The organism is Streptomyces sp. NRRL S-1022, assembly GCF_000720135.1.
In the GTDB taxonomy this organism is placed as follows: domain Bacteria; phylum Actinomycetota; class Actinomycetes; order Streptomycetales; family Streptomycetaceae; genus Streptomyces.
Map to the genome: position 1 here is coordinate 104,625 of NZ_JOIU01000019.1, position 24,644 is coordinate 129,268.

23 protein-coding genes and 1 riboswitch are annotated in these 24,644 nt (G+C 71.9%); of the genes, 10 read left to right on the forward strand and 13 right to left on the reverse strand.

Features of this window, described 5'->3' with window-relative positions; all coding sequences use genetic code 11:
* Nucleotide 1 precedes the first annotated feature (1 nt).
* From IG05_RS0126340 to IG05_RS0126355, 4 genes are read left to right on the forward strand one after another with little or no spacing between them, the layout of a single operon-like run.
* The gene (locus IG05_RS0126340; RefSeq protein WP_030346398.1) at nt 2–982 is read left to right on the forward strand and encodes a GNAT family N-acetyltransferase; all 981 of its coding nucleotides are present in this window, start codon (nt 2–4) and stop codon (nt 980–982) included.
* Nucleotides 979–2,313 (forward strand): ABC transporter substrate-binding protein, encoded by a 1,335-nt coding sequence (locus IG05_RS0126345; RefSeq protein ID WP_234336038.1) that lies wholly within the window; start codon nt 979–981, stop codon nt 2,311–2,313. The genes IG05_RS0126340 and IG05_RS0126345 overlap by 4 nt, the downstream gene beginning before the upstream one ends.
* On the forward strand, nt 2,307–3,269 hold the full coding sequence (locus IG05_RS0126350) for a carbohydrate ABC transporter permease (RefSeq protein WP_030346402.1): 963 nt from the start codon (nt 2,307–2,309) through the stop codon (nt 3,267–3,269). The genes IG05_RS0126345 and IG05_RS0126350 overlap by 7 nt, the downstream gene beginning before the upstream one ends.
* A complete protein-coding gene (locus IG05_RS0126355; protein ID WP_030346404.1) occupies nt 3,266–4,135 on the forward strand; it encodes a carbohydrate ABC transporter permease in 870 nt (289 codons plus the stop codon). The genes IG05_RS0126350 and IG05_RS0126355 overlap by 4 nt, the downstream gene beginning before the upstream one ends.
* A gap of 6 nt (nt 4,136–4,141) precedes the next feature.
* On the opposite strand, the gene IG05_RS0126360 is transcribed toward IG05_RS0126355, so the two are convergent.
* Nucleotides 4,142–5,341 carry a polyamine ABC transporter substrate-binding protein gene (locus tag IG05_RS0126360; protein WP_030346405.1) on the reverse strand — a complete coding sequence of 400 codons (1,200 nt, stop codon included), beginning with the start codon at nt 5,339–5,341 and terminating at the stop codon, nt 4,142–4,144.
* 158 nt (nt 5,342–5,499) lie between these two features.
* Complete coding sequence (locus IG05_RS0126365) at nt 5,500–6,939, reverse strand: gamma-aminobutyraldehyde dehydrogenase (protein WP_030346407.1); 1,440 nt, start codon at nt 6,937–6,939, stop codon at nt 5,500–5,502.
* Nucleotides 6,940–7,109: 170 nt separating this feature from the next.
* Here IG05_RS0126365 and IG05_RS0126370 point away from each other — a divergent pair, with 170 nt between their 5' ends.
* From IG05_RS0126370 to IG05_RS0126395, 6 genes are all read left to right on the forward strand, one after another.
* On the forward strand, nt 7,110–7,631 hold the full coding sequence (locus IG05_RS0126370) for an Lrp/AsnC family transcriptional regulator (RefSeq protein WP_030346409.1): 522 nt from the start codon (nt 7,110–7,112) through the stop codon (nt 7,629–7,631).
* Between the two features lie 19 nt (nt 7,632–7,650).
* Nucleotides 7,651–9,015: an aspartate aminotransferase family protein gene (locus tag IG05_RS0126375; RefSeq protein WP_030346411.1), complete on the forward strand. Its 1,365-nt coding sequence runs from the start codon at nt 7,651–7,653 to the stop codon at nt 9,013–9,015.
* Nucleotides 9,016–9,224: 209 nt separating this feature from the next.
* Nucleotides 9,225–9,965 carry an ABC transporter ATP-binding protein gene (locus IG05_RS0126380; RefSeq protein ID WP_030346412.1) on the forward strand — a complete coding sequence of 247 codons (741 nt, stop codon included), beginning with the start codon at nt 9,225–9,227 and terminating at the stop codon, nt 9,963–9,965.
* Nucleotides 9,947–11,578 (forward strand): hypothetical protein, encoded by a 1,632-nt coding sequence (locus tag IG05_RS0126385; RefSeq protein WP_030346413.1) that lies wholly within the window; start codon nt 9,947–9,949, stop codon nt 11,576–11,578. The genes IG05_RS0126380 and IG05_RS0126385 overlap by 19 nt, the downstream gene beginning before the upstream one ends.
* A 124-nt stretch (nt 11,579–11,702) precedes the next feature.
* Nucleotides 11,703–12,110, forward strand: a complete 408-nt coding sequence (locus IG05_RS0126390; RefSeq protein WP_030346414.1) for a VOC family protein — start codon at nt 11,703–11,705, stop codon at nt 12,108–12,110.
* A gap of 198 nt (nt 12,111–12,308) precedes the next feature.
* A complete protein-coding gene (locus tag IG05_RS0126395) occupies nt 12,309–13,007 on the forward strand; it encodes an LAETG motif-containing sortase-dependent surface protein (protein WP_199808386.1) in 699 nt (232 codons plus the stop codon).
* A gap of 75 nt (nt 13,008–13,082) precedes the next feature.
* On the opposite strand, the gene IG05_RS0126400 is transcribed toward IG05_RS0126395, so the two are convergent.
* From IG05_RS0126400 to pyrH, 11 genes are all read right to left on the reverse strand, one after another.
* Nucleotides 13,083–13,880: a maleylpyruvate isomerase family mycothiol-dependent enzyme gene (locus IG05_RS0126400; RefSeq protein WP_030346417.1), complete on the reverse strand. Its 798-nt coding sequence runs from the start codon at nt 13,878–13,880 to the stop codon at nt 13,083–13,085.
* Nucleotides 13,881–13,903: 23 nt separating this feature from the next.
* Nucleotides 13,904–14,923, reverse strand: coding sequence for an ABC transporter ATP-binding protein (locus tag IG05_RS0126405; RefSeq protein ID WP_030346418.1), 1,020 nt, complete (start codon nt 14,921–14,923; stop codon nt 13,904–13,906).
* Nucleotides 14,924–16,525 (reverse strand): ABC transporter permease, encoded by a 1,602-nt coding sequence (locus IG05_RS0126410; RefSeq protein WP_030346420.1) that lies wholly within the window; start codon nt 16,523–16,525, stop codon nt 14,924–14,926.
* 47 nt (nt 16,526–16,572) lie between these two features.
* Nucleotides 16,573–17,646, reverse strand: a complete 1,074-nt coding sequence (locus IG05_RS0126415) for a thiamine ABC transporter substrate-binding protein (protein ID WP_030346422.1) — start codon at nt 17,644–17,646, stop codon at nt 16,573–16,575.
* A gap of 81 nt (nt 17,647–17,727) precedes the next feature.
* Nucleotides 17,728–17,834: riboswitch (TPP riboswitch) on the reverse strand.
* 41 nt (nt 17,835–17,875) lie between these two features.
* Nucleotides 17,876–18,982 carry a 23S rRNA (adenine(2503)-C(2))-methyltransferase RlmN gene (gene rlmN, locus IG05_RS0126420; RefSeq protein WP_030346424.1) on the reverse strand — a complete coding sequence of 369 codons (1,107 nt, stop codon included), beginning with the start codon at nt 18,980–18,982 and terminating at the stop codon, nt 17,876–17,878.
* Between the two features lie 169 nt (nt 18,983–19,151).
* Nucleotides 19,152–19,778: a hypothetical protein gene (locus IG05_RS0126425; RefSeq protein ID WP_030346426.1), complete on the reverse strand. Its 627-nt coding sequence runs from the start codon at nt 19,776–19,778 to the stop codon at nt 19,152–19,154.
* A 490-nt stretch (nt 19,779–20,268) separates the two neighbouring features.
* Entirely contained in the window at nt 20,269–20,457 is a 189-nt protein-coding gene (locus IG05_RS0126430) for a hypothetical protein (protein WP_030346428.1), read from the reverse strand.
* Nucleotides 20,458–20,497: 40 nt separating this feature from the next.
* Nucleotides 20,498–21,736: a cytochrome P450 gene (locus IG05_RS0126435; protein ID WP_030346429.1), complete on the reverse strand. Its 1,239-nt coding sequence runs from the start codon at nt 21,734–21,736 to the stop codon at nt 20,498–20,500.
* A 222-nt stretch (nt 21,737–21,958) separates the two neighbouring features.
* Nucleotides 21,959–23,113 carry a phosphatidate cytidylyltransferase gene (locus tag IG05_RS0126440; protein ID WP_078894497.1) on the reverse strand — a complete coding sequence of 385 codons (1,155 nt, stop codon included), beginning with the start codon at nt 23,111–23,113 and terminating at the stop codon, nt 21,959–21,961.
* Entirely contained in the window at nt 23,113–23,670 is a 558-nt protein-coding gene (frr, locus tag IG05_RS0126445; RefSeq protein ID WP_030346432.1) for a ribosome recycling factor, read from the reverse strand. The genes IG05_RS0126440 and frr overlap by 1 nt, the downstream gene beginning before the upstream one ends.
* Nucleotides 23,671–23,844: 174 nt before the next feature.
* Nucleotides 23,845–24,603 (reverse strand): UMP kinase, encoded by a 759-nt coding sequence (pyrH, locus tag IG05_RS0126450; protein ID WP_030346433.1) that lies wholly within the window; start codon nt 24,601–24,603, stop codon nt 23,845–23,847.
* Between the last annotated feature and the right edge of the window lie 41 nt (nt 24,604–24,644).

Here is a 24,644-nt window from a genome sequence, read left to right on the forward strand (position 1 = left end):
GATGACCGTTCGCACGACGACACCCCGGACCGGGATCCGCGGCTTCCGCGTCGGCGACGGCCCGCGGCTGGTGGAGGCGTGGCGCCGCAGCGCACCGGCCGACCCCGTCGCCGCGGACCGCTTCCGCTCCCTGGTGCTGCTCGACGCCAACTTCGACCCCGAAGGGCTGCGGGTCGCCGTCGACGGGGACCGGGTCGTCGGCGCCGCCTACGCGGTACGGCGGCTGACCCCGATGGCCGGCACCGACCTGGAGCCGGCACAGGGGTGGATCCCGTTCTTCTTCGTGGACCCGGCCGCCCGCGGGCGCGGCCTCGGCCGCCGGCTGCTGACCGAGGCCCTCGACTGGCTGCACGGCCACGGCCGCACCCGGGTGGACTTCTCCTCGTACACCCCGAACTACGTGCTGCCCGGCCTGGACGCCGAGGCGTACCCGGAAGCGGCCGGGCTCCTCGCCTCCCTGGGCTTCCGCCCGCTGTACGAGGCGGCGGCGATGGACCGCTCCCTGGTCGGCTATCGCCTCCCGGACGACGTGGCGCACCGGCGGGACGAACTGGCGGCACGGGGCCACCGGTTCGCCACCCCCTGCGACGACGACCTGGTGGACCTCGTCGCGCTCGCCGGGAGGCACTTCGGCGCCGACTGGGCGCGGGCGATCCGGGAGTGCCTGGCCGCGGGCACACCGCTCGACCGGATCGTGGTCGTCCGGGACCCCTCGGGCCGGCTGGCCGGGTGGGCGATGCACGGCGCGTACGAGTCGGCGGACGAGCGGTTCGGCCCGTTCGGCGTGCTGGAGGAGATGCGCGGCACCGGACTCGGCAAGGTCCTGCTGCACCTGGTCCTGGAGCGGATGCGGGCGCGCGGCGCGCACTCCGCGTGGTTCCTGTGGACCGGCGAGCGCTCCCCCGCGGCCCACCTGTACCGCACGGCCGGCTTCCGCACGACCCGGGTGTTCCGCGTGCTGCGCCGGGAGACCGCCCGGTGAGACCGTCCCCCCGCGGCGGTCTGAGCCGCCGTCACTTCGCGCTGGCGCTGCCCTCGGCGCTGCTCACCGCCGGCTGCGCCGCGCCGCACCGGGGCACCGGGCGGCCCGGGGACCCGGTCGTCCTCACCCTGCTCTCCCACTACGCCAGCGGCGAGCTGAAGGAGGCGCTGCGCGGCCCGGTGGACGAGTGGAACGCCACGCACGACCGGGTCAAGGTGGAGACGACGGCCGTCGAGTTCTCCGACCTGCTGACCACGTTCATGGTCCGGCAGGCCGCCGGGCAGGGCGCCGACATCCTCCACCCGTACTGCCTGTGGAACGGCCAGCTGGTGCAGGCCGGCGTCCTGCGGCCCGCCCCGCCCGGGCACGCCGCGGAGATCCGGCGCGGCTACGGCACGGCGGCGGTCGGCGCCGCCTCGGTGGGCGGCACGGTCTACGGCTATCCGACCGAGGTGCAGACGTACGCCCTGTACTACAACAAGCGGCTGCTGCGCGCGGCCGGCGTCGACGGCCCGCCGCGCACCTGGCGGGAGCTGGAGGACACCGCGTACCGCACCACCCGCCGGGACCGGTACGGCAACACGCTGGTCCAGGGGTTCGGGCTGTCGACGTACGACGACTCCACCACCGTCGGCCAGACCCTCGCCCTGCTCAACGCGGCCGGCGGGACGTTCGTGTCCGAGGACGGCCGGAGCACCGCGATCGACTCCCCGGCCGGGCGGTCCGTGTTCGCTCTGGAGCACCGCCTGGTGGCCGAGGGGGCGAGCGATCCCGGCGTCAACGTCTACCGGGCGTTCGCGTCCGGGCAGGTCGCGATGGTGGTGAGCGCCGGCTGGTGGTCGGGCAGCCTGAAGACCCTGATGGGCCGGGACTACCGGGACGTCGGGGTCGCGCCCGTGCCGGTCCCCCGGGCCGGCGACCGGCCCGCCACGCTCTGCACCGGCTTCATGCTCGGGGTCAACACGGCCAGCCGGCACCCGCGCGAGGCCTGGGAGTTCCTGCGCTGGCTGAACACCGGGAGAGTGACGGTCAAGGGCGTCCCGGCGACCCGGATAAGCGCCCTCCAGGTGTCGGTCGGTTCGCTGACCGGCCGGGCCGACGACATGCGCAGGCTGCTGGGCGCGGGCGGCACCGGCCGGGACCCGAATCTGCGCCCGTTCCTGGACGCGCTGGGGTACGCGGTGCCGGAGCCGAACGTGCCGGGTGCGCAGCGGGCCAAGTCGCTGCTGCGCACGAACATCGAGGCGATGTGGACGGGGCAGCAGTCGGTCGCCCAGGCCCTGAGCACCATCCGCCGCCAGGTCGACCAGGAGGTGTCGCGGGCGTGGTGAACATCCTGGCGCCGGAGCCGACCGGACGGGCGGATCAGGGCGCGCGGCCGGCGGCGCCCGAGGCCGGCGGCGGCAGTCGGCGCAGGCGCCGCCAGAGCGTCGTCGCCTACCTGTTCCTGGCGCCGGCGCTGCTGTTCTTCGCCGTCTTCCTCGTCCTGCCGCTCGGCTTCGCGCTGCTGCTGTCGCTGTCCAGCTGGACCGGTTTCGACCTGGGCGGCATCGAACCGGTCGGCATGGACAACTTCACCGCCCTGTTCGCGGCCGGATCGACGTTCCTCACCCCGGTCCTCACCAACACGCTGCTGTTCGCCCTCGGCACCGTGGCGCTCGCGCTCGCCGGGTCCGTGCTCGTCGCCGGCTGCATCGACCGGCTGCGGTTCCAGGGGCTGTGGCGCACGCTGTACTTCCTGCCGATCGTCACGACCGTCGTGGCCGTCGGCAACGTGTGGAAGTACATGTACGAGCCGGGCGGCCTGGTCAACGGCGTCCTCAACGCCCTCGGCGCCGGCTCGGTGGCGTTCCTCGCGGACCCCGGCACCGCACTGCCCTCGGTCGTGGTCGTCCAGGCGTGGGCCTCGCTGGGCTCGGCGATCCTCGTCCTGACCGCCGGGCTGAAGGCCGTACCCGAGTCGTACTACGAGGCCGCCGCGCTCGACGGCGCCGGAGCGGTCACCGTCTTCTTCTGCATCACCCTGCCGCTGCTGCGGCCGTCGCTGCTGTTCGTGTGCGTCACCCAGTTCCTCACCGGTCTGCAGTCGTTCGCGCTGATCATCGTGATGACCAAGGGCGGCCCGGGCGACGCCACCGACGTGGCCGCGCTGGAGATGTACCGACAGGCCTTCTCCTACGGCGACTGGGGCGCCGCGAGCGCCGCGGCCTTCGTGCTGTTCCTGGTGGTCCTCGCGGTCACCCTGGCCCAGTTGTGGATCTTCCGGCGCAAGGGGGAGGACGCATGACCCGCCGCCGTTTCCCGTGGCTGTCGTACCTGGTGGTGGTGACCGGCGCCGTGCTCACGGTGGTGCCGTTCCTCGACATGGTGATGACGTCCTTCAAGGGCCCCGGTGAGGCCGGGACGCTGCCGTACCGGTTCCTGCCGGAGGCCTTCGACCTGTCCAACTACCGGGCGGCCATCGAGCAGCTGGACCTTCCGGTGCTGTTCCGCAACAGCGTCGTCGCCACCGCCGTGATCACCTGCTCGGTCCTGCTCACGTCCTCGCTGGCCGGCTACGCGCTGGCCAAACTCCGCTTCCCGGGCCGGGACTTCGTCTTCCGCCTGGTCCTGGTCACGATGATGTTCCCGCCGTTCCTCTTTTTCGTCCCGCGCTTCCTGATCCTGGTGCACTGGCCGCTGGCGGGCGGCAACGACCTGTTCGGGCGCGGCGGCGCGGGCCTGACCGTCAGCATCGTGGCGCTCACCGTGCCGTTCCTCGTCAACGGCTTCGGGATCTTCCTGATGCGCCAGTTCATGGTGGCGGTCCCCGACGAGGTACTGGAGGCCGCGCGCATCGACGGCGCCGGGGAGTTCACCGTGTGGTGGCGGATCGTGGTCCCGCAGACCGGGCCGGTCCTGGTGACGCTCGGGCTGCTGACCTTCGTCGACGCCTGGAACGAGTACATCTGGGCGCTGCTCGTCTCGACCGCGAACCCGGACGTGATGACGCTGCCGGTCGGCATCCAGCTGCTGCAGGACCACGTCGACCCGGCCCGCACCATGCCCGTCGTCATGGCCGGCCTCGTCCTGAGCATCCTGCCGGTCCTGCTGCTCTTCCTGCTGCTGCAGAAGCACTACATCCGCGGTGTGATGCTCAGCGGCCTGAAGTGAGCCGGTCTACAGCCCCACGATCCTGTTCCAGCGCTCGGCGAACTCGACGCGTTCCGTGGCCGTGATGTCCCGGGCGACGGCGAGCCGCTCGCGCAGGGCGCGGTCGGCTTCGGGGAAGATCAGCGGGTTGTCGGCGAGGGCCGCGGTGTCCCTGTCACCGGCCGCGGCCAGGATCGCGCGGGCGGCCGGCACCGGGCAGACGTAGGTGACCCAGGCGGCCAGCTCCGCGGCGACCTCGGGGTCGTAGTAGTAGTCGATCAGGCGCTCGGCGTTGGCCTTGTGGCGGGCCCGGTTCGGGATCATCAGGGAGTCCGACCACAGCTCGGCGCCCTCCTCGGGGACGACGAAGCGGATGTCGGGGTTGTCCGCCTGGAGCTGGATGACGTCGCCGGAGTACGCCTGGCAGGCGAGGACGTCCCCGCTGACCAGGTCCTTGGTGTAGTCGTTGCCGGTGAACCGGCGGATCTGGCCGCGCCGGACCTCGCGCTCCACCCGCTCGCAGACCCGGTGGAAGTCGTCCGGGGTCCAGCGGGTGACGTCGACGCCGTTGCCCTGCATGAGCAGCGCGAACGCCTCGTCCAGACCGGACAGCAGGGTCACCCGGCCCTTGAGGTCCGGCGCCCACAGGTCGGCGACACCGCGTATCTCGCGGCCGAGCCTGCGGCGGTCGTAGGCGATGCCGGTGATGCCGGACTGCCACGGCACGGTGAAGCGGCGGCCCTTGTCGAAGGCGGGCGAGCGGAGCAGCGGGTCGAGGTGGCGGGCCACGTTCGGCTGGCGGGCGCGGTCCATCTCCTGCACCCAGCCCAGCCGGACGTACCGGGCGCACATCCAGTCGCTGATGACGATCAGGTCGCGGCCGGTGGACCGGTGGTTCATCAGCGCGGGGCTGATCTTCCCGAAGAACTCGTCGTTGTCGTTGATCTCCTCGACGTAGTCGACGGAGATGCCGGTGCGCTTCCCGAAGGCCTCCAGCGTGGGCCGCCGGCCGGGGTCGTCGTCGGCGGTGTCGATGTAGAGCGGCCAGTTGGCCCAGGTCAGCTTGTGTTCGGCCGCGGACATGTCGGTGACGGCCCGGTCACCGGGCTCGACGTAGGCGGCGGGCACCCCGCAGCCGGCCAGGGCGCCGACACCGGCGGCGCCGCCGAGCGCGGCGAGGAAGGAACGGCGGGACGGCTGCGACGTACGGGAGGAAGTCTTGGGCACCCCGGAAGGATGCCGCCCCGCCGCCCGGGGGGACAATCGACGCCGCGTCGAGCGGACCGCCGCCGCGGGGACACTCTGTCGATCACCCGGCGGCACGGACGCGGAGCGGCCCGGACAGGGAGGTCTCCTGTCCGGGCCGCTCCGGGTGTTCACGGCACTCAGCCGTCCAGCGAGGTCATCACGTGCTTGATCCGCGTGTAGTCCTCGAAGCCGTACGCCGACAGGTCCTTGCCGTAGCCGGACTTCTTGAAGCCGCCGTGCGGCATCTCGGCGACCAGCGGGATGTGGGTGTTGATCCACACGCAGCCGAAGTCGAGCTTCTTGGACATGCGCATCGCGCGGGCGTGGTCCTTGGTCCACACCGAGGAGGCGAGGGCGTACTCGACGCCGTTGGCCCACTCGACGGCCTGGTCCTCGTCGGTGAAGGACTGGACGGTGATGACCGGGCCGAAGACCTCGTTCTGGACGATCTCGTCGTCCTGCTTCAGGCCGGAGACGACGGTCGGGGCGTAGAAGTAGCCCTTGTCGCCGACCTGCTGGCCGCCCGCCTCGACCTTGGCGTGGGCCGGCAGCCGGTCGATGAAGCCGGCGACCTGCTTCAGCTGGTTCGGGTTGTTCAGCGGGCCGAAGAGCACGTCCTCGTCGTCCGGCTGACCCGTCTTCGTCTCGGACGCGGCCTTCGCGAGCGCGGCCACGAACTCGTCGTGGATGGACTCCTGGACGAGGACGCGGGTCGCGGCCGTACAGTCCTGGCCGGCGTTGAAGAAGCCCGCCACCGAGATGTCCTCGACGGCCTTGGCGATGTCGGTGTCCTCGAAGACGACGACGGGGGCCTTGCCGCCCAGCTCCAGGTGGACCCGCTTGAGGTCCTTGGAGGCGGACTCGGCGACGGACATGCCGGCGCGTACGGAGCCGGTGATGGAGGCCATCGCCGGGGTCTCGTGCTCGACCATCATGCGGCCGGTGTCGCGGTCGCCGCAGATGACGTTGAAGACGCCCTTGGGCAGGACCGAGCCGATGATGTCGGCGATCAGGACGGTCGAGGCCGGGGTGGTGTCCGACGGCTTCAGGACGACCGTGTTGCCCGCGGCGATGGCCGGGGCGAACTTCCACACGGCCATCATCATCGGGTAGTTCCACGGCGCGACCTGGGCGCAGACGCCGACCGGCTCGCGGCGGATGATCGAGGTCATCCCGTCCATGTACTCGCCGGCCGAGCGGCCCTCCAGCATCCGGGCCGCACCCGCGAAGAAGCGGATCTGGTCGACCATCGGCGGGATCTCCTCGGAGCGGGTGAGCCCGACCGGCTTGCCGGTGTTCTCCACCTCGGCCGCGATCAGCTCCTCGGCGCGCTCCTCGAACGCGTCCGCGATCTTCAGGAGGGCCTTCTGCCGCTCGGCCGGCGTGGTGTCGCGCCAGCCCGGGAAGGCGCGGGCGGCGGCCTCCATGGCGGCGTCCACGTCCGCCTGCCCGGACAGCGGCGCGGTCGCGTACGCCTCGCCCGTCGCTGGGTTGACCACCTCGGTGGTCCGTCCGTCGGCGGCGTCCCGGAACTCACCGTCGATGTAGTTGCGCAGACGACGCAGCTCGGTGCTCACTGCCGGCCTCCTGATCTGGTTCAAGCTGTCCAATCACTGAGACACCCACCCTAGTCGCCGCACCCACGTTTTCAACACCCCCACCGCCGTCGGTTCTGCGAAATCCGCAAGCTCGGGTCTCGTAAACAACGAATTTCATCGATCGGGCCTTGCGAAACTGTCGATACGTCGTGCACAGTGAGGTCGTGGCCAGTCGAAGCGCAGACCAGAGGGACTCGTCCCGCGAGTCCAGGAACGGCGGCAGTCCCCAGCTGGACGCCGTCTCCCTCGCCATCATCCAGCAGCTCCAGGAGGACGGCCGCCGGCCGTACGCAGCGATCGGCAAGGCCGTCGGCCTGTCCGAGGCGGCCGTGCGCCAGCGCGTGCAGAAGCTGCTGGACCAGGGTGTGATGCAGATCGTCGCCGTCACGGACCCGCTCACCGTGGGCTTCCGCCGGCAGGCGATGGTCGGGATCAACGCCGAGGGTGATGTCGAGAAGATCGCGGACGCGCTGACCGACATGTCGGAAGTCGAGTACGTGGTGATGACCGCGGGCTCGTTCGACATCCTCGCCGAGATCGTCTGCGAGGACGACGACCACCTGCTGGACGTCATCAACAAACGCATCCGGTCCCTGCCCGGAGTGCGCTCCACCGAAAGCTTCGTCTACCTCAAGCTGAAGAAGCAGACCTACATGTGGGGAACCCGATAACCGTGAGGACCCGATAACCGTGAGCACCAAGGACCTCAGCCGCACCGCGTACGACCACCTGTGGATGCACTTCACCCGCATGTCCTCGTACGAGAACTCACCCGTGCCGACCATCGTCCGGGGTGAGGGCACCTACATCTACGACGACAAGGGCAAGCGCTACCTCGACGGTCTCGCGGGTCTGTTCGTGGTCCAGGCCGGTCACGGCCGTACGGAACTCGCCGAGACCGCGTTCAAGCAGGCCCAGGAGCTGGCCTTCTTCCCGGTGTGGTCCTACGCCCACCCGAAGGCCGTCGAGCTGGCCGAGCGGCTCGCCGACCAGGCCCCGGGCGACCTGAACAAGGTCTTCTTCACCACCGGCGGCGGCGAGGCCGTCGAGACCGCCTGGAAGCTCGCCAAGCAGTACTTCAAGCTCCAGGGCAAGCCGACCAAGTACAAGGTCATCTCCCGCGCGGTCGCCTACCACGGCACCCCGCAGGGCGCCCTGTCGATCACCGGCCTGCCGGCGCTGAAGGCCCCCTTCGAGCCGCTGGTGCCGGGCGCGCACAAGGTCCCGAACACCAACATCTACCGCGCCCCGATCCACGGCGACGACCCGGAGGCCTTCGGCCGCTGGGCCGCCGACCAGATCGAGCAGCAGATCCTCTTCGAGGGCCCGGACACCGTCGCCGCGGTGTTCCTGGAGCCGGTGCAGAACGCCGGCGGCTGCTTCCCGCCGCCGCCCGGCTACTTCCGGCGCGTGCGCGAGATCTGCGACCAGTACGACGTGCTGCTCGTGTCGGACGAGGTCATCTGTGCCTTCGGCCGCCTCGGCACGACGTTCGCCTGCGACAAGTTCGGCTACGTCCCGGACATGATCACCTGCGCCAAGGGCATGACCTCGGGCTACTCCCCGATCGGCGCGTGCATCGTCTCCGACCGGCTCGCCGAGCCGTTCTACAAGGGCGACAACACCTTCCTGCACGGCTACACCTTCGGCGGCCACCCGGTCTCCGCGGCGGTCGGCCTCGCCAACCTCGACCTGTTCGAGAAGGAGAAGCTGAACCAGCACGTCCTCGACAACGAGGGCGCCTTCCTCTCCACGCTGCAGAAGCTGCACGACCTGCCGATCGTCGGCGACGTCCGCGGCAACGGCTTCTTCTACGGCATCGAGCTGGTGAAGGACAAGAACACCAAGGAGTCCTTCAACGACGAGGAGACCGAGCGCGTCCTGTACGGCTTCCTCTCCAAGGCGCTGTTCGACAACGGCCTGTACTGCCGTGCCGACGACCGCGGCGACCCGGTGATCCAGCTGGCCCCGCCGCTGATCTCCAACCAGGAGACGTTCGACGAGATCGAGCAGATCCTGCGCGCCACCCTCACGGAGGCGTGGACGAAGCTCTGATCATCCGGTCGAAGCTCTGATCATCCGACAGGATGACCGCCCCGGCCCCGGTGCCCTCCGTTCGAGTGAGAACGGCGGCCCGGGGCCGTGTGCTGTCCGGCCTCCCGCCTGCGGCTGCCTAGCGTTCCTGTGACCGATCGGCCCAGCTCTCGTTCCCCCGGACGGGGGAACGGACAGCGGGAAAACGGATCAGAACCGAGGTGTACGCCATGGAGGCCCCGCCGGACAACGACGTGCTCTGGGCACGCTCCCTGCACTTCACGCACCGCGACGGCTCCCCCGGACTCACCGGGATCTCGCTCGGCGTGCGGGAGGGCGAGATCCTCGCCGTCAGCGGCCCGCGCGGCAGCGGCAAGACCACCCTGCTGCGCTGCCTGTCCGGCCTGGTGCCGGTGGGCTCCGGCGAGGTCTGGTTCAACAGCTCCCCCGTGCACACGCTCGGCCCGATGGCCCGCGAGCGGCTGCGCCGGAACCGCTTCGGCTGGATCGACCCCGAACCGGTCCTCATCCCCGAGCTGAACGTCTGGGAGAACGCCGCGCTCCCGCTGATGCTGCGCGGCGCCGGCCGTCGCCGGGCCAAGGTGGCCGCGCTGGAGTGGCTGGAGCGCCTGGACGTCGGCGACAAGGCCCGCAGCCGCCCGCACGCGCTGCAGCACGCCGAGCGCCAGCGGGTCGCGATCGCCCGCGCGCTCGCCCCCGGGCCCTCGGTCCTCTTCGCCGACGAGCCCACCGCCCCGCTGCACCGCGCGGACCGCGCCCACGTCCTGCGCACGCTCACCGCGGCGGCCCGCTCGCACGGCATCACGGTCGTCCTCGCCACGCACGACCCCGACACCGCCGCCCTCGCCGACCGGACCGTGCACCTGCTGGACGGGCGGCGCGTGCACACCGTGCACCTGCCGGACGCCCCCGACACGGAGGGCCGGGCCGCGTGCTCGCTCTCCGTCTGACCCGCGCCGCCCGGCCCGCCGTCCAGCTGCGCCGCCTGCTGGTGGCCGCGGCCTCGGCGGGCACCGGTTTCCTCCTGCTGTCCTGCCTCGGCCACGCCCTCGGCCGCCCCGAGGCCGCGGACGCCGCCGCGCTGCGGCTGGCCTGGTGCGTGCTGCCGCTCGCCGCCACGGTGTACCTCGCGGTCGCGGTCGCCCGCACCGACCCCGGCACCCGGCCGCGGCCCGGCCTGTCCGCCGTGGGCCTGGGGCCGGCCCGCCTGATGGCGGTCTCCGCGCTGACGACGGCCCTGTCCTGCACCCTGGGCTCGATGCTCGCCCTGCTGGTCTTCCTGCACCTGCGCGGCGACCTCACGGGCCTGCCCTTCGACCGCGCGGCAGCGGGCTTCCTGGCCGCCGGTCACCCCCTCCCCGTCCCGGGCACCGTGACCCTCCTCCTGCTTCTCCCCGCCACGGCCACCACGACGGTCGCCCTGGCCCTCCGCCCGAAAGACCCCCGCCCCGCGCAGCGGGCCACCCGCCGCTTCGGCCGCTTCGGCGCCCACGGCGACCCGACGGGCCGGGAGACGTTCGGGACGTACGGCAGGTTCGGCGCCCGCTCCGGCCGCCGGCCGACGGCCGGCGAAACGACGGAGGGCGGCGGGACCGGTGCGTCTTCCGAGGGTGCGGCCGGGACCGGTGCGCGTTCCGGCGGCGGCGCACCGACCACCGCGGTCGGGACGTACAGGAGGTTCGGAGCCCGCTTCGGCCGCCGGCCGGCGGGCACCGCACCGGCCGAGGGCACCGCACCGGCCGAGGGTACCGAGGGGACCGAAGGGACTGACGGCGCAGGGGCCGGGGGTGGCGCACCGGCCGCAGCCGATCCGTGTCCCGCCCGCGGCGCACCGGCCGTGACCGGGCGTGTCGTCGAGGTGATGGGGCTGCCCGTGCGTGAGCGGAGCCGGGCGTGGGGGCAGACGGGCGGCGCCCCCATGGCGCCGGGCCCCGCGGCCGAGCCCGAGCCCGAGCCCGCCGCCCCGGACGCCGTGCAGGCACCCGCCTCCGATACGCCCGTCGGCCTCCCCTGGGGGGTCGCGCTCGTCACCGCCGGACTGGCCGCGCAGGCCTACGCCGGCCGTACCGAGCCCGCTCCCTCCCTCGTCGTACTCCTCGGCTGGCTGCTCACCGCCGCCGGTCTCGTGCTGGGCTCGCCCGGTCTGACCCACCTGTGCGGCCGGCTCGTGCAGTGCAGCCGCCCCGGTGCGCTGCGGCTGCTCTCCGGCCGGGTCCTGATGGCGGAGGCCGCCCGGATCGGCCGGCCCCTCGGCGTGGTCTGCGCGGTGGCGTCCGCCGGCTACGCTCTGACCGCCCTGCGCGGCGGGCCGGCCGCCGTCTTCGGCCCGCTGTCCGCCCTCGGCGCGCTCGTCGTCGCCGGCTCCACGCTCGCCACCCTGCTCACCACGGCCGTGGAGGCCCGCCAGTGCCGCGCCGGCACCACGGCCGCGCTGCTCGGCCTCGGCGCCCCCGCCGCCATGCTGCGCGGGGCCGCCGTCCTGCGCGCGGCGGCCCTGCTGGCCCTGTTCGGCCCGCTCACCCTGGCGATCGCCGTGCTGTCGGCCCTGCCGCTGAGCCACTGAACCGCTGAGCCCTGAGCCGCTGAGTGGGAAAAAAAGGGGGGCGACCGCCGATGAGTCCGGCGCGGGCCGCCGGTCTACCCACCGAACGCGACGAACCACGCACCACCCGGACGGGAGACCCCGCATGTACCAGCAGATGATCTTCGTGAACCTGCCCGTGAACGACCTCGACGCCTCGAAGGAGTTCTTCACCGAACTCGGCTACTCGATCAACCCGCAGTTCAGCAACGAGGACGCGGCGTCCGTGGTGATCAGCGACACCATCGTGGCGATGCTGCTGACCAAGCCGTTCTACGCGACCTTCACCAAGAAGGAGATCGCCGACGCGACGACGACCAGCGAGGTGCTGATCTGTCTGAGCGCCGAGAGCCGCGCGAAGGTGGACGAACTGGTCGACAGGGCGGTCGCGGCGGGCGGCACCGCGAGCGGCCGCACCCAGGACCACGGCTTCATGTACGGCCGGGCCTTCGACGACCTCGACGGCCACAGCTGGGAGGTCGTGTGGATGGACCCGGCGGCCGTCCAGGGCTGACGCGGAAGGGGGCCAAACGTCGGGGTGGTTAATAAGACGGCAAAGTCAACAGCCGTTGACGGCGGACGCGTTGACACTGCTCACGAGGCGCTTATAAACCTGTGAGCCTCCCGGGGGTTCTGGGGCGTAGCCTCATCCGTCGCCCCAAGCCCCTCACCACCCCCCGCAATTGCTCTCTGTAAAGGACAAACGTTGTCCATGACTCGCCGTAGCGTACGCCGTTCCGTGCGCGTGCTGGGTGTCGCCTCCGGGTCGGCGGCGCTGGTGCTGGGCCTGTCCGGCTCCGCCCTCGCATGCAACATCAAGGACTTCTCCGCCGAAGCCAGGTGCGACGGCGCCAAGGGCCTCATCGTCGTCACCGACACCGACCCCTCCGCCGCCGAAGGCACGGTCAGCGTCTTCCTCCAGGGGGACGGCGGGGTCGAGACGAAGGTCGGCGAGCAGCCGGTCAAGGGGTCGAAGGAGGGCGTCGAGGTCTCCTTCCCCGAGAACTGGAAGCCCAGCGCCACCTACCGGGTCCACATCAAGGCCGCCAACGTCGACCAGGACATCAAGCCCGACCTGGTGACCCCGTCCACCGCCTGCAAGACCGAGGAGAGCCAGAAACCGAAGCCGACGGCCAGCACGTCGCCGGCCCCCTCCGCGTCCCCGTCCCCGTCCAAGTCCGCCCCGGCGCAGCCCGCACCCCCCGCCCCGTCGGCCTCGGCGTCCAGCTCCGCTCCGGCCGGCAGCTCCGGGAACGCCCCGTCCCCGGCGGCCGGTGACTCCAACCTCGCCGAGACCGGTGCCGGCTCCAACACCGGCCTGATCGCCGGCCTCGCGGCGGCCCTGGTCGCCGTCGGCGGCGGCGCGGTCTGGTTCGGCATGCGCCGGCGCGGCACGGGCCGCCAGGGCTGATCCGCACCGCGTACCCCGGCCCGTACCGCCGCACCCCGGCCCGCCCCGCTGTCCCCGGGGGCGGGCCGGGGTGCGTCAGCCGAAGGTGGCCCGCTCCAGCCAGAACTCCAGCACCTCCCGCTCACCGAGCACTTCGAGGCCGGGCGCGTCCAGCGGCAGCCGGCGGTAGAAGGCCAGCAGCACCGAGGTGAGCGGGCCGCGCAGGGCGACCGTGGCCTTCTCGTGCCCGCGCCGCCAGCTCATCCCGTCCGCGCCCAGCTCGACCAGCCACTCGGCGTTCAGCTCCGGGCCGGCGTCGGTGGCGTGCAGATGGATGCCGGCCCCCGGCCGGCGCAGGTCCTTCGCCGGGTCCCGCGGCAGGTTTCGCTGCGCCCACTCGACGATCTGCAGCCACTCGTCCAGCGCGTCGGCGGCGATGTCCGGCGCCACCTCGTAGGGCAGCCCGGCGGCGAGCGTGGCGTCGGCCCGGTGCACGGTGATCTCGTGGGCCATACGGCGGGCCCAGAAGCCGGAGGTCGGCGTCCCGGCCCAGGCCCACACCCCCGCCTCGGGACCGGCCTCGCGCAGCGCGCCGACGACCAGCTCACCGCTCTGCCCGAGCCACTCGTCCAGGGCCGCCGCGTCACCGCGCCCGGGCGGCCCGCCGGCGAGCGGCACCTGCTCCTCCGGGATGTTCTCCTGCGCCCGGGTGCGCACCAGGGCGTCCACCCAGCGCAGGGCGCCTCCCATGTGCCGTACGAGGTCCTCCAGCGACCAGTCCGGGCAGGTCGGCACGGTCGCCGACAGATCGGCACCGGAGGTCACCACGGCCCTCAACCGGTCGACCTGGTCGGCGATTTCGTCACAGTAACGGTCATGTGTGAGCACAGGCATGACCTCACCCTAGGGCCGGGTGATCAGTCCAGCACGAGGGTTTCCGCCACGTCGAACTCCACGCCGACCGGGGCGCCGGGCTCGGGCGCGTCCCGCAGCGCGCAGGCCGCCTCCAGCCGCGGGCCGTCCGCCGGCTGGAGGTGGACGGCCACATGGGTGCCCTTGAACGTGCGCGCCGTCACCGTGCAGGGCAGGCCCTGGTCGGCCGGCACCAGCCGGACCCCGGCCGGCCGGACGAGGACCGTGCGGCTGCCCTGCGCGGAGCCGTCCGGCACCGGCAGCTTGCCCCACGGGCTGTCGGCGGCCGTACCGGCGACGGTCGCCGGGACCACGTTCTCGAAGCCGAGGAAGCGGGCCACGAACGCGTCGGCGGGCCGCTGCCACACCTCCAGCGGCGTCCCGGTCTGCGCGATCCGCCCGTCGCGCATCACCACCACCCGGTCGGCCAGTGCGAACGCCTCGCCCTGGTCGTGGGTCACGGCGAGCACGGTGGTGCCCAGCCGGCCGAACAGCTCCCGCAGTTCGACCACCAGCCGCTCCCGCAGCGAGCGGTCGAGCTGGCCGAGCGGCTCGTCCAGCATGAGCAGCCGGGGCCGGGGCGCGAGCGCCCGGGCGAGGGCCACCCGCTGCTGCTCGCCGCCGGACAGGGAGGCCACGGCCCGCCGGGCGGCCCCCGGCAGCCCGACCAGCTGGAGCAACTGGCCGACCTCGGCGTCCCGTTCGCCCTTGGCGACGCCGTGCATGCGCGGCCCGAACGCCACGTTCGCGCGGACGTCCCGCTGCGGGAAGAGCTGGTGGTCCTGGAACATCAGGCCGACCCCGCGCCGGTGCGCGGGCACCCCGGCCTGGTCGCGGCCGTCCAGCAACACCCGCCCGGCGTGCAGGGGTTGCAGCCCCGCCACCACCCGCAGCAGGGTCGACTTCCCGCTGCCACTGGGCCCGAGGACGCACACCACCTCGTGCTCGGCGACCTCCAGGCCGACGGCGTCGAGCACCGCCCGCCCGCCGAAGCGCACGGTCGCGCCATCCAGGCTCAGCAGCATCTAGAACTCCCCCGTCCGGTCGGTGCGCAGCCGCTCCAGGATCAGCAGCGCGACCGCGCACACCACCATCAGAATCGTCGAAAGGGCCATCGCCTGACCGTAGTTGAGGTCACCGGGGCGGCTCAGCAGCCGGGCCACGGCGACCGGGAGCGTGGGGTTGTCGGGCCGGGCGATGAACACGGTCGCCCCGAACTCGCCCAGCGACACGGCGAACGCGAAACCGGCCGCGACCAGCAGCGCCCGCCGCACCAGCGGCAGGTCCACCTCCCGCCACACCCGCCAGGGCGAGGCCCCGAGCACGGCCGCCGCCTCCCGGAGCCGTACGTCCACCGCGCGCAGCACCGGCAGCATGGTCCGTACGACGAAGGGGGCGCCGACCAGCGCCTGGGCGAGCGGCACCAGGATCCAGGTCTGGCGCAGGTCCAGCGGCGGCTTGTCCAGGGCGATCAGGAAACCGAAGCCGACGGTCACCGCGGACACCCCGAGCGGCAGCATCAGCAGCGCGTCGAAGCCCCGCACCAGCCGCCCGGCGTCCCGGCGGGCCAGGGCGGCGGCGGCGAGACCTCCGATCACCACGGCGATGGCGGTGGCGGCGACGGCGTACTCCAGCGAGGTCCACACCGCGTGCACGGGCGCCACCAGGAACGTACCGCCGTCGGCGTTCGTCAGCGCCCGGTAGTAGCCGAGGCCGGGGGCGTCGAGGGAACGGCGGACCAGGACGGCCGGCGGCAGGACCAGCAGCAGGGCGATGGTGACGAGGACGCCGGCGAGCAGCGCCCACTGGCCGGCGCCGCGCGGGCGCCGGGCGGTGGTGTTCGGGTCCACGAGCCGGAGGGCGGTCTCCCGGCGCCGTACCGTCCAGGCGTGCACGGCGAGGATCGCGCCGACGGCCGCGAACTGGACCAGGGTGAGCACTGCGGCCGTGGACAGGTCGAAGACCTCGGAGGTCTGCCGGTAGATCTCCACTTCGACGGTGGAGAAGGTGGGACCGCCGAGGATCTGCACCACACCGAAGGAGGTGAAGGTGAACAGGAAGACCATGAGAGCGGCGGCGGCCACGGCGGGCGCGAGCGCGGGCAGGGTCACCTTCCGCCAGGCCCGCAGGGGCGAGGCGCCCAGCATCCGGGCGGCCTCCTCCTGCCGGGGGTCGAGCTGGGCCCACAGCCCGCCGACGGTCCGTACGACGACCGCGTAGTTGAAGAAGACGTGGGCCAGCAGGATCGCCCACACCGTGGTGTCCAGCCGCACCCCCCACAGCTGGTCCAGCAGACCGTGGCGGCCGACCAGGGCGAGGAAGGCGCTGCCGGCGACGACGGTCGGCAGCACGAACGGGACGGTGACCACGGCCCGCAGCAGCTGCCTCCCGGGGAAGTCCAGGCGGGCGAGGACGTAGGCGGCGGGCAGGGCGAGCAGCAGGGTGAGCACGGTGGAGGCGAGCGCCTGCCAGGTGGTGAACCACAGCACGTGCCGGATGTCCGGCTGGCTGACGACGTCCGCGATCCGCCCCCACCGCCAGGTGCCGTCCGTCTTCAGCCCGCGCGCGACGATCGCGGCGACGGGCCAGGCGAAGAACAGCGCGAAGAACGCGACGGGCAGGGCCATGAGGCCGAGCCGCGCCGCGTTCCCCCTGCGCCGGCGCCTGCGGGCCGCTACTTCAGTACGAGCGAGGTCCACGACTTGACCCACTGGTCACGGTTGGCGGCGATCTTGCCGGGGGCCATGGTCCCGGGGTCCTTCGCGGCCGGCCCGTACTCGGTGAACTCGGCGGGCACCTCGGCGCCCCGCAGCACCGGGTAGACGAACATGTTCAGCGGCATGTCCTCCTGGAACTCCCTGGAGACCAGGAAGTCGATGAACGCCTTGGCGCCCTCGGGGTTCCTCGCGTTGCCCAGCAGCCCGGCGAACTCGATCTGCCGGAAGCAGGTGCCGGTCGCGACGCCGGTCGGAGCGGTGCTGGGCCGCTTCTTGGCGTAGATCACCTCGGCGGGCGGCGAGGAGGCGTACGACACCACGAGCGGCCGGTCACCGCCGGCCTTCTTCCCCTCCGACGATCCCGAGAACTCCTGGTAGTAGGCCTGGTCCCAGCCGTCGACGACCTTGACGCCGTTGGCCTTGAGCTTCTTCCAGTAGTCCTGCCACCCGTGGTCGCCGAACGTCGCGGCGCTGCCGAGCAGGAAGCCGAGGCCGGGCGAGGAGGTGGCGGCGTTCTCCGTGACGAGGAGGTTCTTGTACTGCGGCTTGGCCAGGTCGGCGAAGGACCGCGGCGGGGTCAGCTTGTGCTCGCTGAAGTACGCCTTGTCGTAGTTGACGCAGATGTCGCCGTAGTCGACGGGCGTCACCCGGTGCTTGTCCTTGTCGAGCTGGTAGGGGGCGCCGACCTTGTCCAGGCCCTTGGCGGTGTACGGCTGGAACAGGCCGTTGTCCAGGGCGCGGGAGAGGAGCGTGTTGTCGACGCCGAAGAAGACGTCGCCCTGCGGGTTGTCCTTGGTCAGGATCGCCTTGTTGACGGCCTGCCCGGCGTCGCCGTCCTCCAGGACCCTGACCTTGTAGCCGGACTGCTTCTCGAAGTCCTTCAGGACCTTCTTCGAGACGGCCCACGAGTTGTGGCTGACCAGGGTGACGGTCTTGGAGTCCGGGCCGCTCGCGGTGTCCGACGAGCCGCACGCGGACAGTGTGGTCAGGCCGAGCCCGACCGCGACGGCCACGAGGGTCTTGTTGTGCACTGGATGTCCTCCTGGGGTTGGCCAGGAAGAGACGCGGCCCTGCCCGGGCTCCGCGAGGGAGGCCCGGGCAGGGCGCAACAGCTTGAGTGGTGACCGAACTTCCTACCCAGAATGACCTGGGCGAGGTTCAGAGGGTCTGCGGCCGGTTGCCGCACTCTCAGCGCTGTGGCGCTCCCCTGTCGGAATATGCAGATGTTGGCCGGTATGAAGTTGTGCCGACGGGCTCAGATTACCGCTCGGTGGCCGCGAGCTGTCCGCAGGCCCCGTCGATCTCCTGACCACGGGTGTCCCGGACGGTCACGGGCACCCCGTGCGCCGCGATGGCCTCGACGAACGCCTTCTCGTCCTCGGGCCGGGACGCGGTCCACTTCGACCCCGGGGTCGGGTTCAGCGGGATGAGGTTGACGTGCACGGGCCTGCCCTTGAGCAGCCGCCCGAGCCGGTCACCGCGCCAGGCCTGGTCGTTGATGTCCCGGATCAGCGCGTACTCGATGGACAGGCGCCGGCCGCTCTTCTCGACGTACTCGAACCCGGCGTCGAGCACCTCGCGCACCTTCCACCGCGTGTTCACGGGGACGAGGGTGTCGCGCAGCTCGTCGTCGGGGGCGTGCAGGGAGATCGCCAGCCGGCACTTGAAGCCCTCGTCGGCGAAGCGGTGGATGGCCGGCACGAGCCCGACCGTGGACACGGTGATCCCGCGCTGCGACAGCCCCAGCCCGTCCGGGGCGGGATCGGTGAGCGCGCGGATCGCGCCGACGACCCGCTTGTAGTTCGCGAGCGGCTCACCCATGCCCATGAAGACGATGTTCGACAGCCGCGCGGGGCCGCCGGGCACCTCGCCGTCCCGCAGCGCCCGCATCCCGTCGACGATCTGGTGGACGATCTCGGCGGTGGACAGGTTCCGGTCCAGACCCGCCTGCCCGGTCGCGCAGAACGGGCAGTTCATCCCGCAGCCCGCCTGCGAGCTGATGCACATGGTGACCCGGTCCGGGTACCGCATCAGCACGGACTCGACCAGCGTCCCGTCGAACAGCCGCCACAGCGTCTTGCGGGTCGTCCCCTCGTCGGTCGACAGGTGCCGGACGACCGTCATCAGCTCCGGGAACAGCGCTTCCTGGAGCTTGGCACGCGAACCGGCGGGGATGTCGGTCCACTGCTCCGGGTCGTGCGCGTACCGCGCGAAGTAGTGCTGCGAGAGCTGCTTGGCACGGAACGGCTTCTCACCGATCCCGGCCACCGCGTCCTTGCGCTCAGCGGGCGTGAGGTCGGCGAGATGCCGCGGCGGCTTCTTGGCTCCGCGCGGCGCGACAAATGTGAGTTCTCCGGGCTTGGGCATGGTGCATCCAGTGTCGCAGATCGACTCCGGCCGCCGCGGCCGGAGCGGGGTGGGGACGGTCACCCACGGGTGCCGACCGTCAGGGTTGGTCAGCTTCGGACGGCCCAGCCGACGGCTCAGGACTCGGTCACCTCGCGACCGGCCGTGTCCAGGCAGCGGTGGCCACCCCTCACTCCGGTTTGACGGGAGCGACGGGGAGCTGTTCCCGGTAGGGCCATGTGAAGGTCCGGTCGGGCTCCAGGTGGGCGTCCCCCCAGTGGATGGCGTGGATGCCGTTCTCGGCGTCGGCCGTGAAGAAGACACAGACCAACCTGGTGGAAGCTCCCAGCTCCTCGAACGCCCCGTGCAGCCCCAGGTACTCCTCTGTAACAAGGTCCTCGTCGACGTCGAACAGGGCTTCCGGAGGCTGCGGCCCGTGCGCCCGGAGCAACCGGTGCCGAGTGGGCGACGCATTGGCCGGCAGCCGGGCCCGATCCGGGGGCCTCGGCCGGTCCGCGTACCGGAACGGGAAGAGTGCGTGATCGTTGATCACCGCATACTCGTACCCGCGTACGTCTCTGACGGCTTCCCCCAGCTCACGCGCCGTTTCCGCCAGGTTCTCGCGCACCAGACCCGCAAAGGCGACACCGTACGGGCTCCGCTTCTTCAGCCCCGCGGCGAGGTGCGCGGCATGCGCCTTCCCGTGTGCCTTGGCCAGCTGCACCGGTATCGCAGCGGCAAGCGCGCCGGCATGCCGCCCGAAGCGCTCGACGGCCCAGGCCGACGGCCCAACCGGGTAGCCACCCAACACCGACATGCAGTGCTCCCCTCCCCCAGGCCCCGCCTCTCAACTGTGTGACACGTACACGAAGGGCGCACAAGGGGGCGATCCGGCCAGGGCACTGCCGCGCACGCTCGTTCCCGGAACAGCCACAACCGACCTGCTGCCGAGCTGTCGGCGCCTGTCGACGCGCAACTTCAACATCCAGCGACCGCGTGTTCCTGCCGGTGCAGCCGGGCACGCGCGAGGGATGACCCCTTACTACGCGGCATCGGTTCAACTGGCGGAGCGCTGGCAAGGCCCCCCGTGGTTCAGATGGGCCTTCCTGGGCGTGTGGGCGCTGTGCGGAGTGTTCGTCCTTTTCAAGCTCCGTCAGAACGGGTGGAAGTTCCCCCGACGGCGCTGAGCGGCCCGGCTGAGAAGAAGAGGGCGGCTGTGCGAGTCTGACGGCCCAGTGCCCGTACCCAGCCCCCTGTTCGCGCCGAACGCGCTGGTAAGGGGCTTTCCCAGGCGGTGACGAGGGGTCCTAGTCGTCGCTGCTGCTGCTCGACCTGCGGCGCCGGCTCTGCTGGGTGCTGCTGCTCAGCAGTTCGCCCGCCGTGCGCATGATGATCGCGACGACGCGGACCCAGCGGGGGCCGCCGCGTTCCGCCCAGACCACGCAGACGCAGCCGCCGATGGCGAGGGCCAGGATGCCGAGCAGCAGAAAGATCATGTTCCCCCCTTGGTACACGCGTACCTTGCCATACACCGCCTCACCACGTCACGGGCAGTGTCCTCGGTCCGCGGATCAGGCCCCGGCGCTGGAACGCGACGTCCTGCGGTGGCACGGCCAGCCGGATGCCGGGGAAGCCGGCGAGGACCGAGCCGATCATGACCTCGGCCTCCATACGGGCCATGACGGCGGCCAGGCAGTGATGCGGGCCGTGGCCGAACGCCAGGTGGGCGGGGCTGTCGCGGTCGAAGTCCAGGGCGTCGGGCTCGGGGAACACCGCGGGGTCGCGGTTGGCGGCGACGTAGGCGTTGTAGACCACGTCACCGGCCCGGATCAGCCGGCCGCCGACCCTGACGTCCTCGGTCGCGATCCGCGGGATGCCGACGCCGTTGCGGTGCGGGACGTAGCGGAACAGTTCCTCCACCGCCCGGGGCAGCAGCTCCGGCTCCCGGCGCAGCCGGTCCAGCTGCTCGGGGTGGGTGAGCAGCGCGTACATCATCGAACCGCTGTTGCTGCGGACCGCGTGGCCGCCGCTGACCTGCACCGCGATGGCGAGGGAGAGGGCCTCGTCGTCGGTGATCTCACCCGCCGCCGCGGCCTGCGCCAGCACTCCGGCCAGGTCGTCGCGGGGTTCCGTACGGCGACGCCGGAGCAGCTCGGTGATCCGGGCGCGGGTGGTCCGGGCGGCCTCCCGGGCCCGCTCCCCGGCCTCGGCGCCCGCGGACAGCAGGGCCTCGCCCGTCTCCGCCCAGCGGTGCCAGTCCTGCTCCTCGACCCCGAGGAAGTCGCGGAGCACGGCGAGCGGGAACGGGCCGTGCAGGTGTTCCATGAGGTCGGCGGGCGGGCCGGCGCGCCGCATGCCGTCCAGCAGTTCGGCGGCCCGGCGCTCGGCGAGGGGCCGCATCCGCTGCATGCTCCCGCCGGTGAACGCGCGGGCCACGACCCGGCGCAGCCGCGTGTGCCGGGGCGGATCGATGTACTGCAGGGCCGCCGTCTGGGAGGCCACCGGCACCGGGCGCATGCTGGTGACGTCGCGGCCGACGACCCGTTCCCGGGAGAAGCGCGGGTCGGAGGTGACGAAGCGGACGTCCTCGTACCGGGTGACCAGCCAGGCGTGCCCGTCGCCGTACGGCAGTCTGATCCGGGTGACCGGCTCCTCGCGCAGCAGCTCGTCCAGGAAGGGGTCGGGGTCGAGTCCGGGCAGGTCCTCGACGGCCCAGCAGCGCACCGGCGGGGCGGCGGCCCGGCCGGGCGGGGCGGGGGCGGGGTCGAGAGGCATGGGGCACACTCCCTGCTGCGTCGCCGGGGCGGTGGTACCGCCGTCCTGTGAGGGAGTCTGCCGTGCGCGGGTTCCGGCCGCCGATTCGTGCTGCGGCATCCGGGTGCGGGCGCGGTCGAGCCCGGGCGGGGGTACGGGTACGGGTTGTCCCCGGTACGACGGCGGCCCCCGCCCTGTGTCCAGGGCGGGGGCCTGAGGCCGTACCGCGTGGTGCCGTACCGCTCACGCCGAGCCGACGAAGACCACCATGAGCAGCCACACCACCGGAGCCGTCGGCAGCAGCGAGTCGAGCCGGTCCATGATGCCGCCGTGCCCGGGGAGCAGGGTGCCCATGTCCTTGATGCCGAGGTCCCGCTTGATCATGGACTCGCCGAGGTCGCCCAGCGTGGCGCTGGCCGCGACCGCGAGGCCCAGCACCAGGCCCTGCCACCAGCTGCCGTCGTCGATCAGGAACTGCATGCACAGCGCGCCCGCGACCATCGCGAACAGCACCGCGCCCATCAGACCCTCGCGGGTCTTGCCGGGGCTGATGCGCGGGGCGAGCTTGTGCCTGCCGAACCGCCAGCCGACCGCGTAGGCACCGGTGTCGCTGACGACCGTCAGCAGCAGGAAGGTGAGCACCCGCCAGGGGCCGTCGTCGGCGGTGAGCATCAGCGCGACGAACGTGGCCAGGAAGGGCACGTAGAACGCCGCGAAGACGCCGGCCGTGACGTCCTTGAGGTAGCCCTCCGGTGGTTCCGTCATGCGCCAGACCAGCGTGGCCAGGGCCGTCAGCGCCATGGCGACCCACGCGCCCTCGACGCCGCGCACATAGCCGGCGACGACCATCGCGGCACCGCCGAGCGCGAGCGGCACCAGCGGTGCCTTGATGCCCTTGCGCTCCTGGAGCCTGCTGGTCAGCTCCCACAGGCCGACGACGACGGCGACCGCGACCACACCGACGAACACGGCCTTGACGATGAACAGCGAGGCGACGATCACCACACCGAGCCCGACCCCGACGCCTATGGCCGCGCTCAGGTCACGGCCCGCGCTCTTCTTCTGCGGCGCTGGCGCCGGCTGCGGGGCGTCGGGCATGGGCTCCGGGTTCTGTTTCTCGGCCGGGAGTTCCCGGGCCTGCAACGTCTCGTCTCGGAACAAGGGGCCGCTCATCAGCCGAGCGGCCCCCCGGTCGTCGTCCTGGTCTCCGCCGTACGCGGGTACGCCGGGTACACCGGGCACGATGGGCATGGGGCGAGTCTGCTGCGCCTCAGGCGCATCGTACGCGGGACCCGCCGGGACAGCCCCCGGGACAGGCTGGGCGGGGCCGCCCCCGGTGGGCCCCCAGTACCCGGCCTGGCCCGCCGCTGGCGGCGCTCCCCAGGAAGAGTCGCTCATCAGACTTCGAGCAGCTCCGCTTCCTTGTGCTTGAGCAGCTCGTCCACCTGGGCGACGTACTTCGCCGTGGTGTCGTCGAGCTCCTTCTCCGCACGACGGCCCTCGTCCTCGCCGACCTCGCCGTCCTTGATCAGCTTGTCGATGGCGTCCTTGGCCTTGCGGCGCACGGAGCGGATCGACACCTTGGCGTCCTCGCCCTTGCTCTTGGCGACCTTGATGTACTCGCGGCGGCGCTCCTCGGTCAGCTCGGGGAACACCACTCGGATGATGTTGCCGTCGTTGCTGGGGTTGACGCCCAGGTCGGAGTCGCGGATCGCCTGCTCGATGTTGCGCAGCGCGGTCTTGTCGAACGGGGTCACGACCGCCATGCGCGGCTCCGGCACGGAGAACGAGGCCAGCTGGTTGATCGGCGTCGGGGCACCGTAGTACTCGGCCACGATCTTGTTGAACATCGCCGGGTGCGCACGCCCGGTGCGGATCGCGGCGAAGTCCTCCTTGGCGACCACGACGGCCTTCTCCATCTTCTCCTCGGCCTCGAGGAGGGTCTCTTCGATCACCACTTGCTCCTGCGTGTCTTGAGTAAGGCCCGGCTGCGGTTCCTGAAGTCGGTCGGCGGCCGGCTGCGTCGCGTCTTCTTCCTGCACGGTTCCCGACCGGCAGGACATTGTCCATCCCCCGGCCGGGGTCCGGCCCCTCACAGGGCCGCACCGACCGGCCGGGTTGATCCCGGGTCAGTCCCGGCTGCCCGCTTCACCCACCAGGGTGCCGATCTTCTCACCCTTGACGGCGCGGGCGATATTGCCCTCCGCGAGCAGCTCGAAGACCAGGATCGGGAGCTTGTTGTCGCGGCACAGCGTGATGGCGGTGGCGTCGGCGACCTTGAGGTCACGGGTGATGACCTCGCCGTAGCCGAGGGCGTCGAACTTGACGGCGTCGGGGTTGGTCTTGGGGTCGGAGTCGTAGACCCCGTCCACGCCGTTCTTGCCCATGAGCAGTGCCTCGGCGTCGATCTCCAGGGCGCGCTGGGCGGCGGTGGTGTCGGTGGAGAAGTAGGGCATGCCCATACCGGCGCCGAAGATGACCACGCGGCCCTTCTCCAGGTGGCGCACGGCGCGCAGCGGGATGTACGGCTCGGCGACCTGGCCCATGGTGATGGCGGTCTGCACGCGGGACTGGATGCCCTCCTTCTCCAGGAAGTCCTGGAGGGCGAGGCAGTTCATCACGGTGCCGAGCATGCCCATGTAGTCGGAGCGGGCGCGGTCCATGCCGCGCTGCTGGAGTTCGGCGCCGCGGAAGAAGTTGCCGCCGCCGATGACGACCGCGACCTGGGCGCCGTCACGCACGACGGCCGCGATCTCACGGGCGATCTTGTGCACCACGTCCGGGTCGACGCCCAGGCCCCCGCCACCGGAGAAGGCCTCTCCGGACAGCTTCAGCAGAAACCGGCCGCGTACTTTGCCGTCGTCGCTCTTCTGGGCCTTGGTCGTCATGGGGGATCCCGCCTCTTTCACGTGTTGCACATACGAAGAAG

Coding starts and splice junctions, on each gene's coding strand:
- IG05_RS0126340 (WP_030346398.1), top strand. CDS start 2: ATGACCGTTCGCACGACGACACCCCGGACCGGGATCCGCGGCTTCCGC.
- IG05_RS0126355 (WP_030346404.1), top strand. CDS start 3,266: ATGACCCGCCGCCGTTTCCCGTGGCTGTCGTACCTGGTGGTGGTGACC.
- IG05_RS0126380 (WP_030346412.1), top strand. CDS start 9,225: ATGGAGGCCCCGCCGGACAACGACGTGCTCTGGGCACGCTCCCTGCAC.
- IG05_RS0126390 (WP_030346414.1), top strand. CDS start 11,703: ATGTACCAGCAGATGATCTTCGTGAACCTGCCCGTGAACGACCTCGAC.
- IG05_RS0126395 (WP_199808386.1), top strand. CDS start 12,309: ATGACTCGCCGTAGCGTACGCCGTTCCGTGCGCGTGCTGGGTGTCGCC.
- IG05_RS0126400 (WP_030346417.1), bottom strand. CDS start 13,880: ATGCCTGTGCTCACACATGACCGTTACTGTGACGAAATCGCCGACCAG.
- IG05_RS0126405 (WP_030346418.1), bottom strand. CDS start 14,923: ATGCTGCTGAGCCTGGATGGCGCGACCGTGCGCTTCGGCGGGCGGGCG.
- IG05_RS0126410 (WP_030346420.1), bottom strand. CDS start 16,525: ATGGCCCTGCCCGTCGCGTTCTTCGCGCTGTTCTTCGCCTGGCCCGTC.
- rlmN (WP_030346424.1), bottom strand. CDS start 18,982: ATGCCCAAGCCCGGAGAACTCACATTTGTCGCGCCGCGCGGAGCCAAG.
- IG05_RS0126425 (WP_030346426.1), bottom strand. CDS start 19,778: ATGTCGGTGTTGGGTGGCTACCCGGTTGGGCCGTCGGCCTGGGCCGTC.
- IG05_RS0126430 (WP_030346428.1), bottom strand. CDS start 20,457: ATGATCTTTCTGCTGCTCGGCATCCTGGCCCTCGCCATCGGCGGCTGC.
- IG05_RS0126435 (WP_030346429.1), bottom strand. CDS start 21,736: ATGCCTCTCGACCCCGCCCCCGCCCCGCCCGGCCGGGCCGCCGCCCCG.
- IG05_RS0126440 (WP_078894497.1), bottom strand. CDS start 23,113: ATGAGCGACTCTTCCTGGGGAGCGCCGCCAGCGGCGGGCCAGGCCGGG.
- pyrH (WP_030346433.1), bottom strand. CDS start 24,603: ATGACGACCAAGGCCCAGAAGAGCGACGACGGCAAAGTACGCGGCCGG.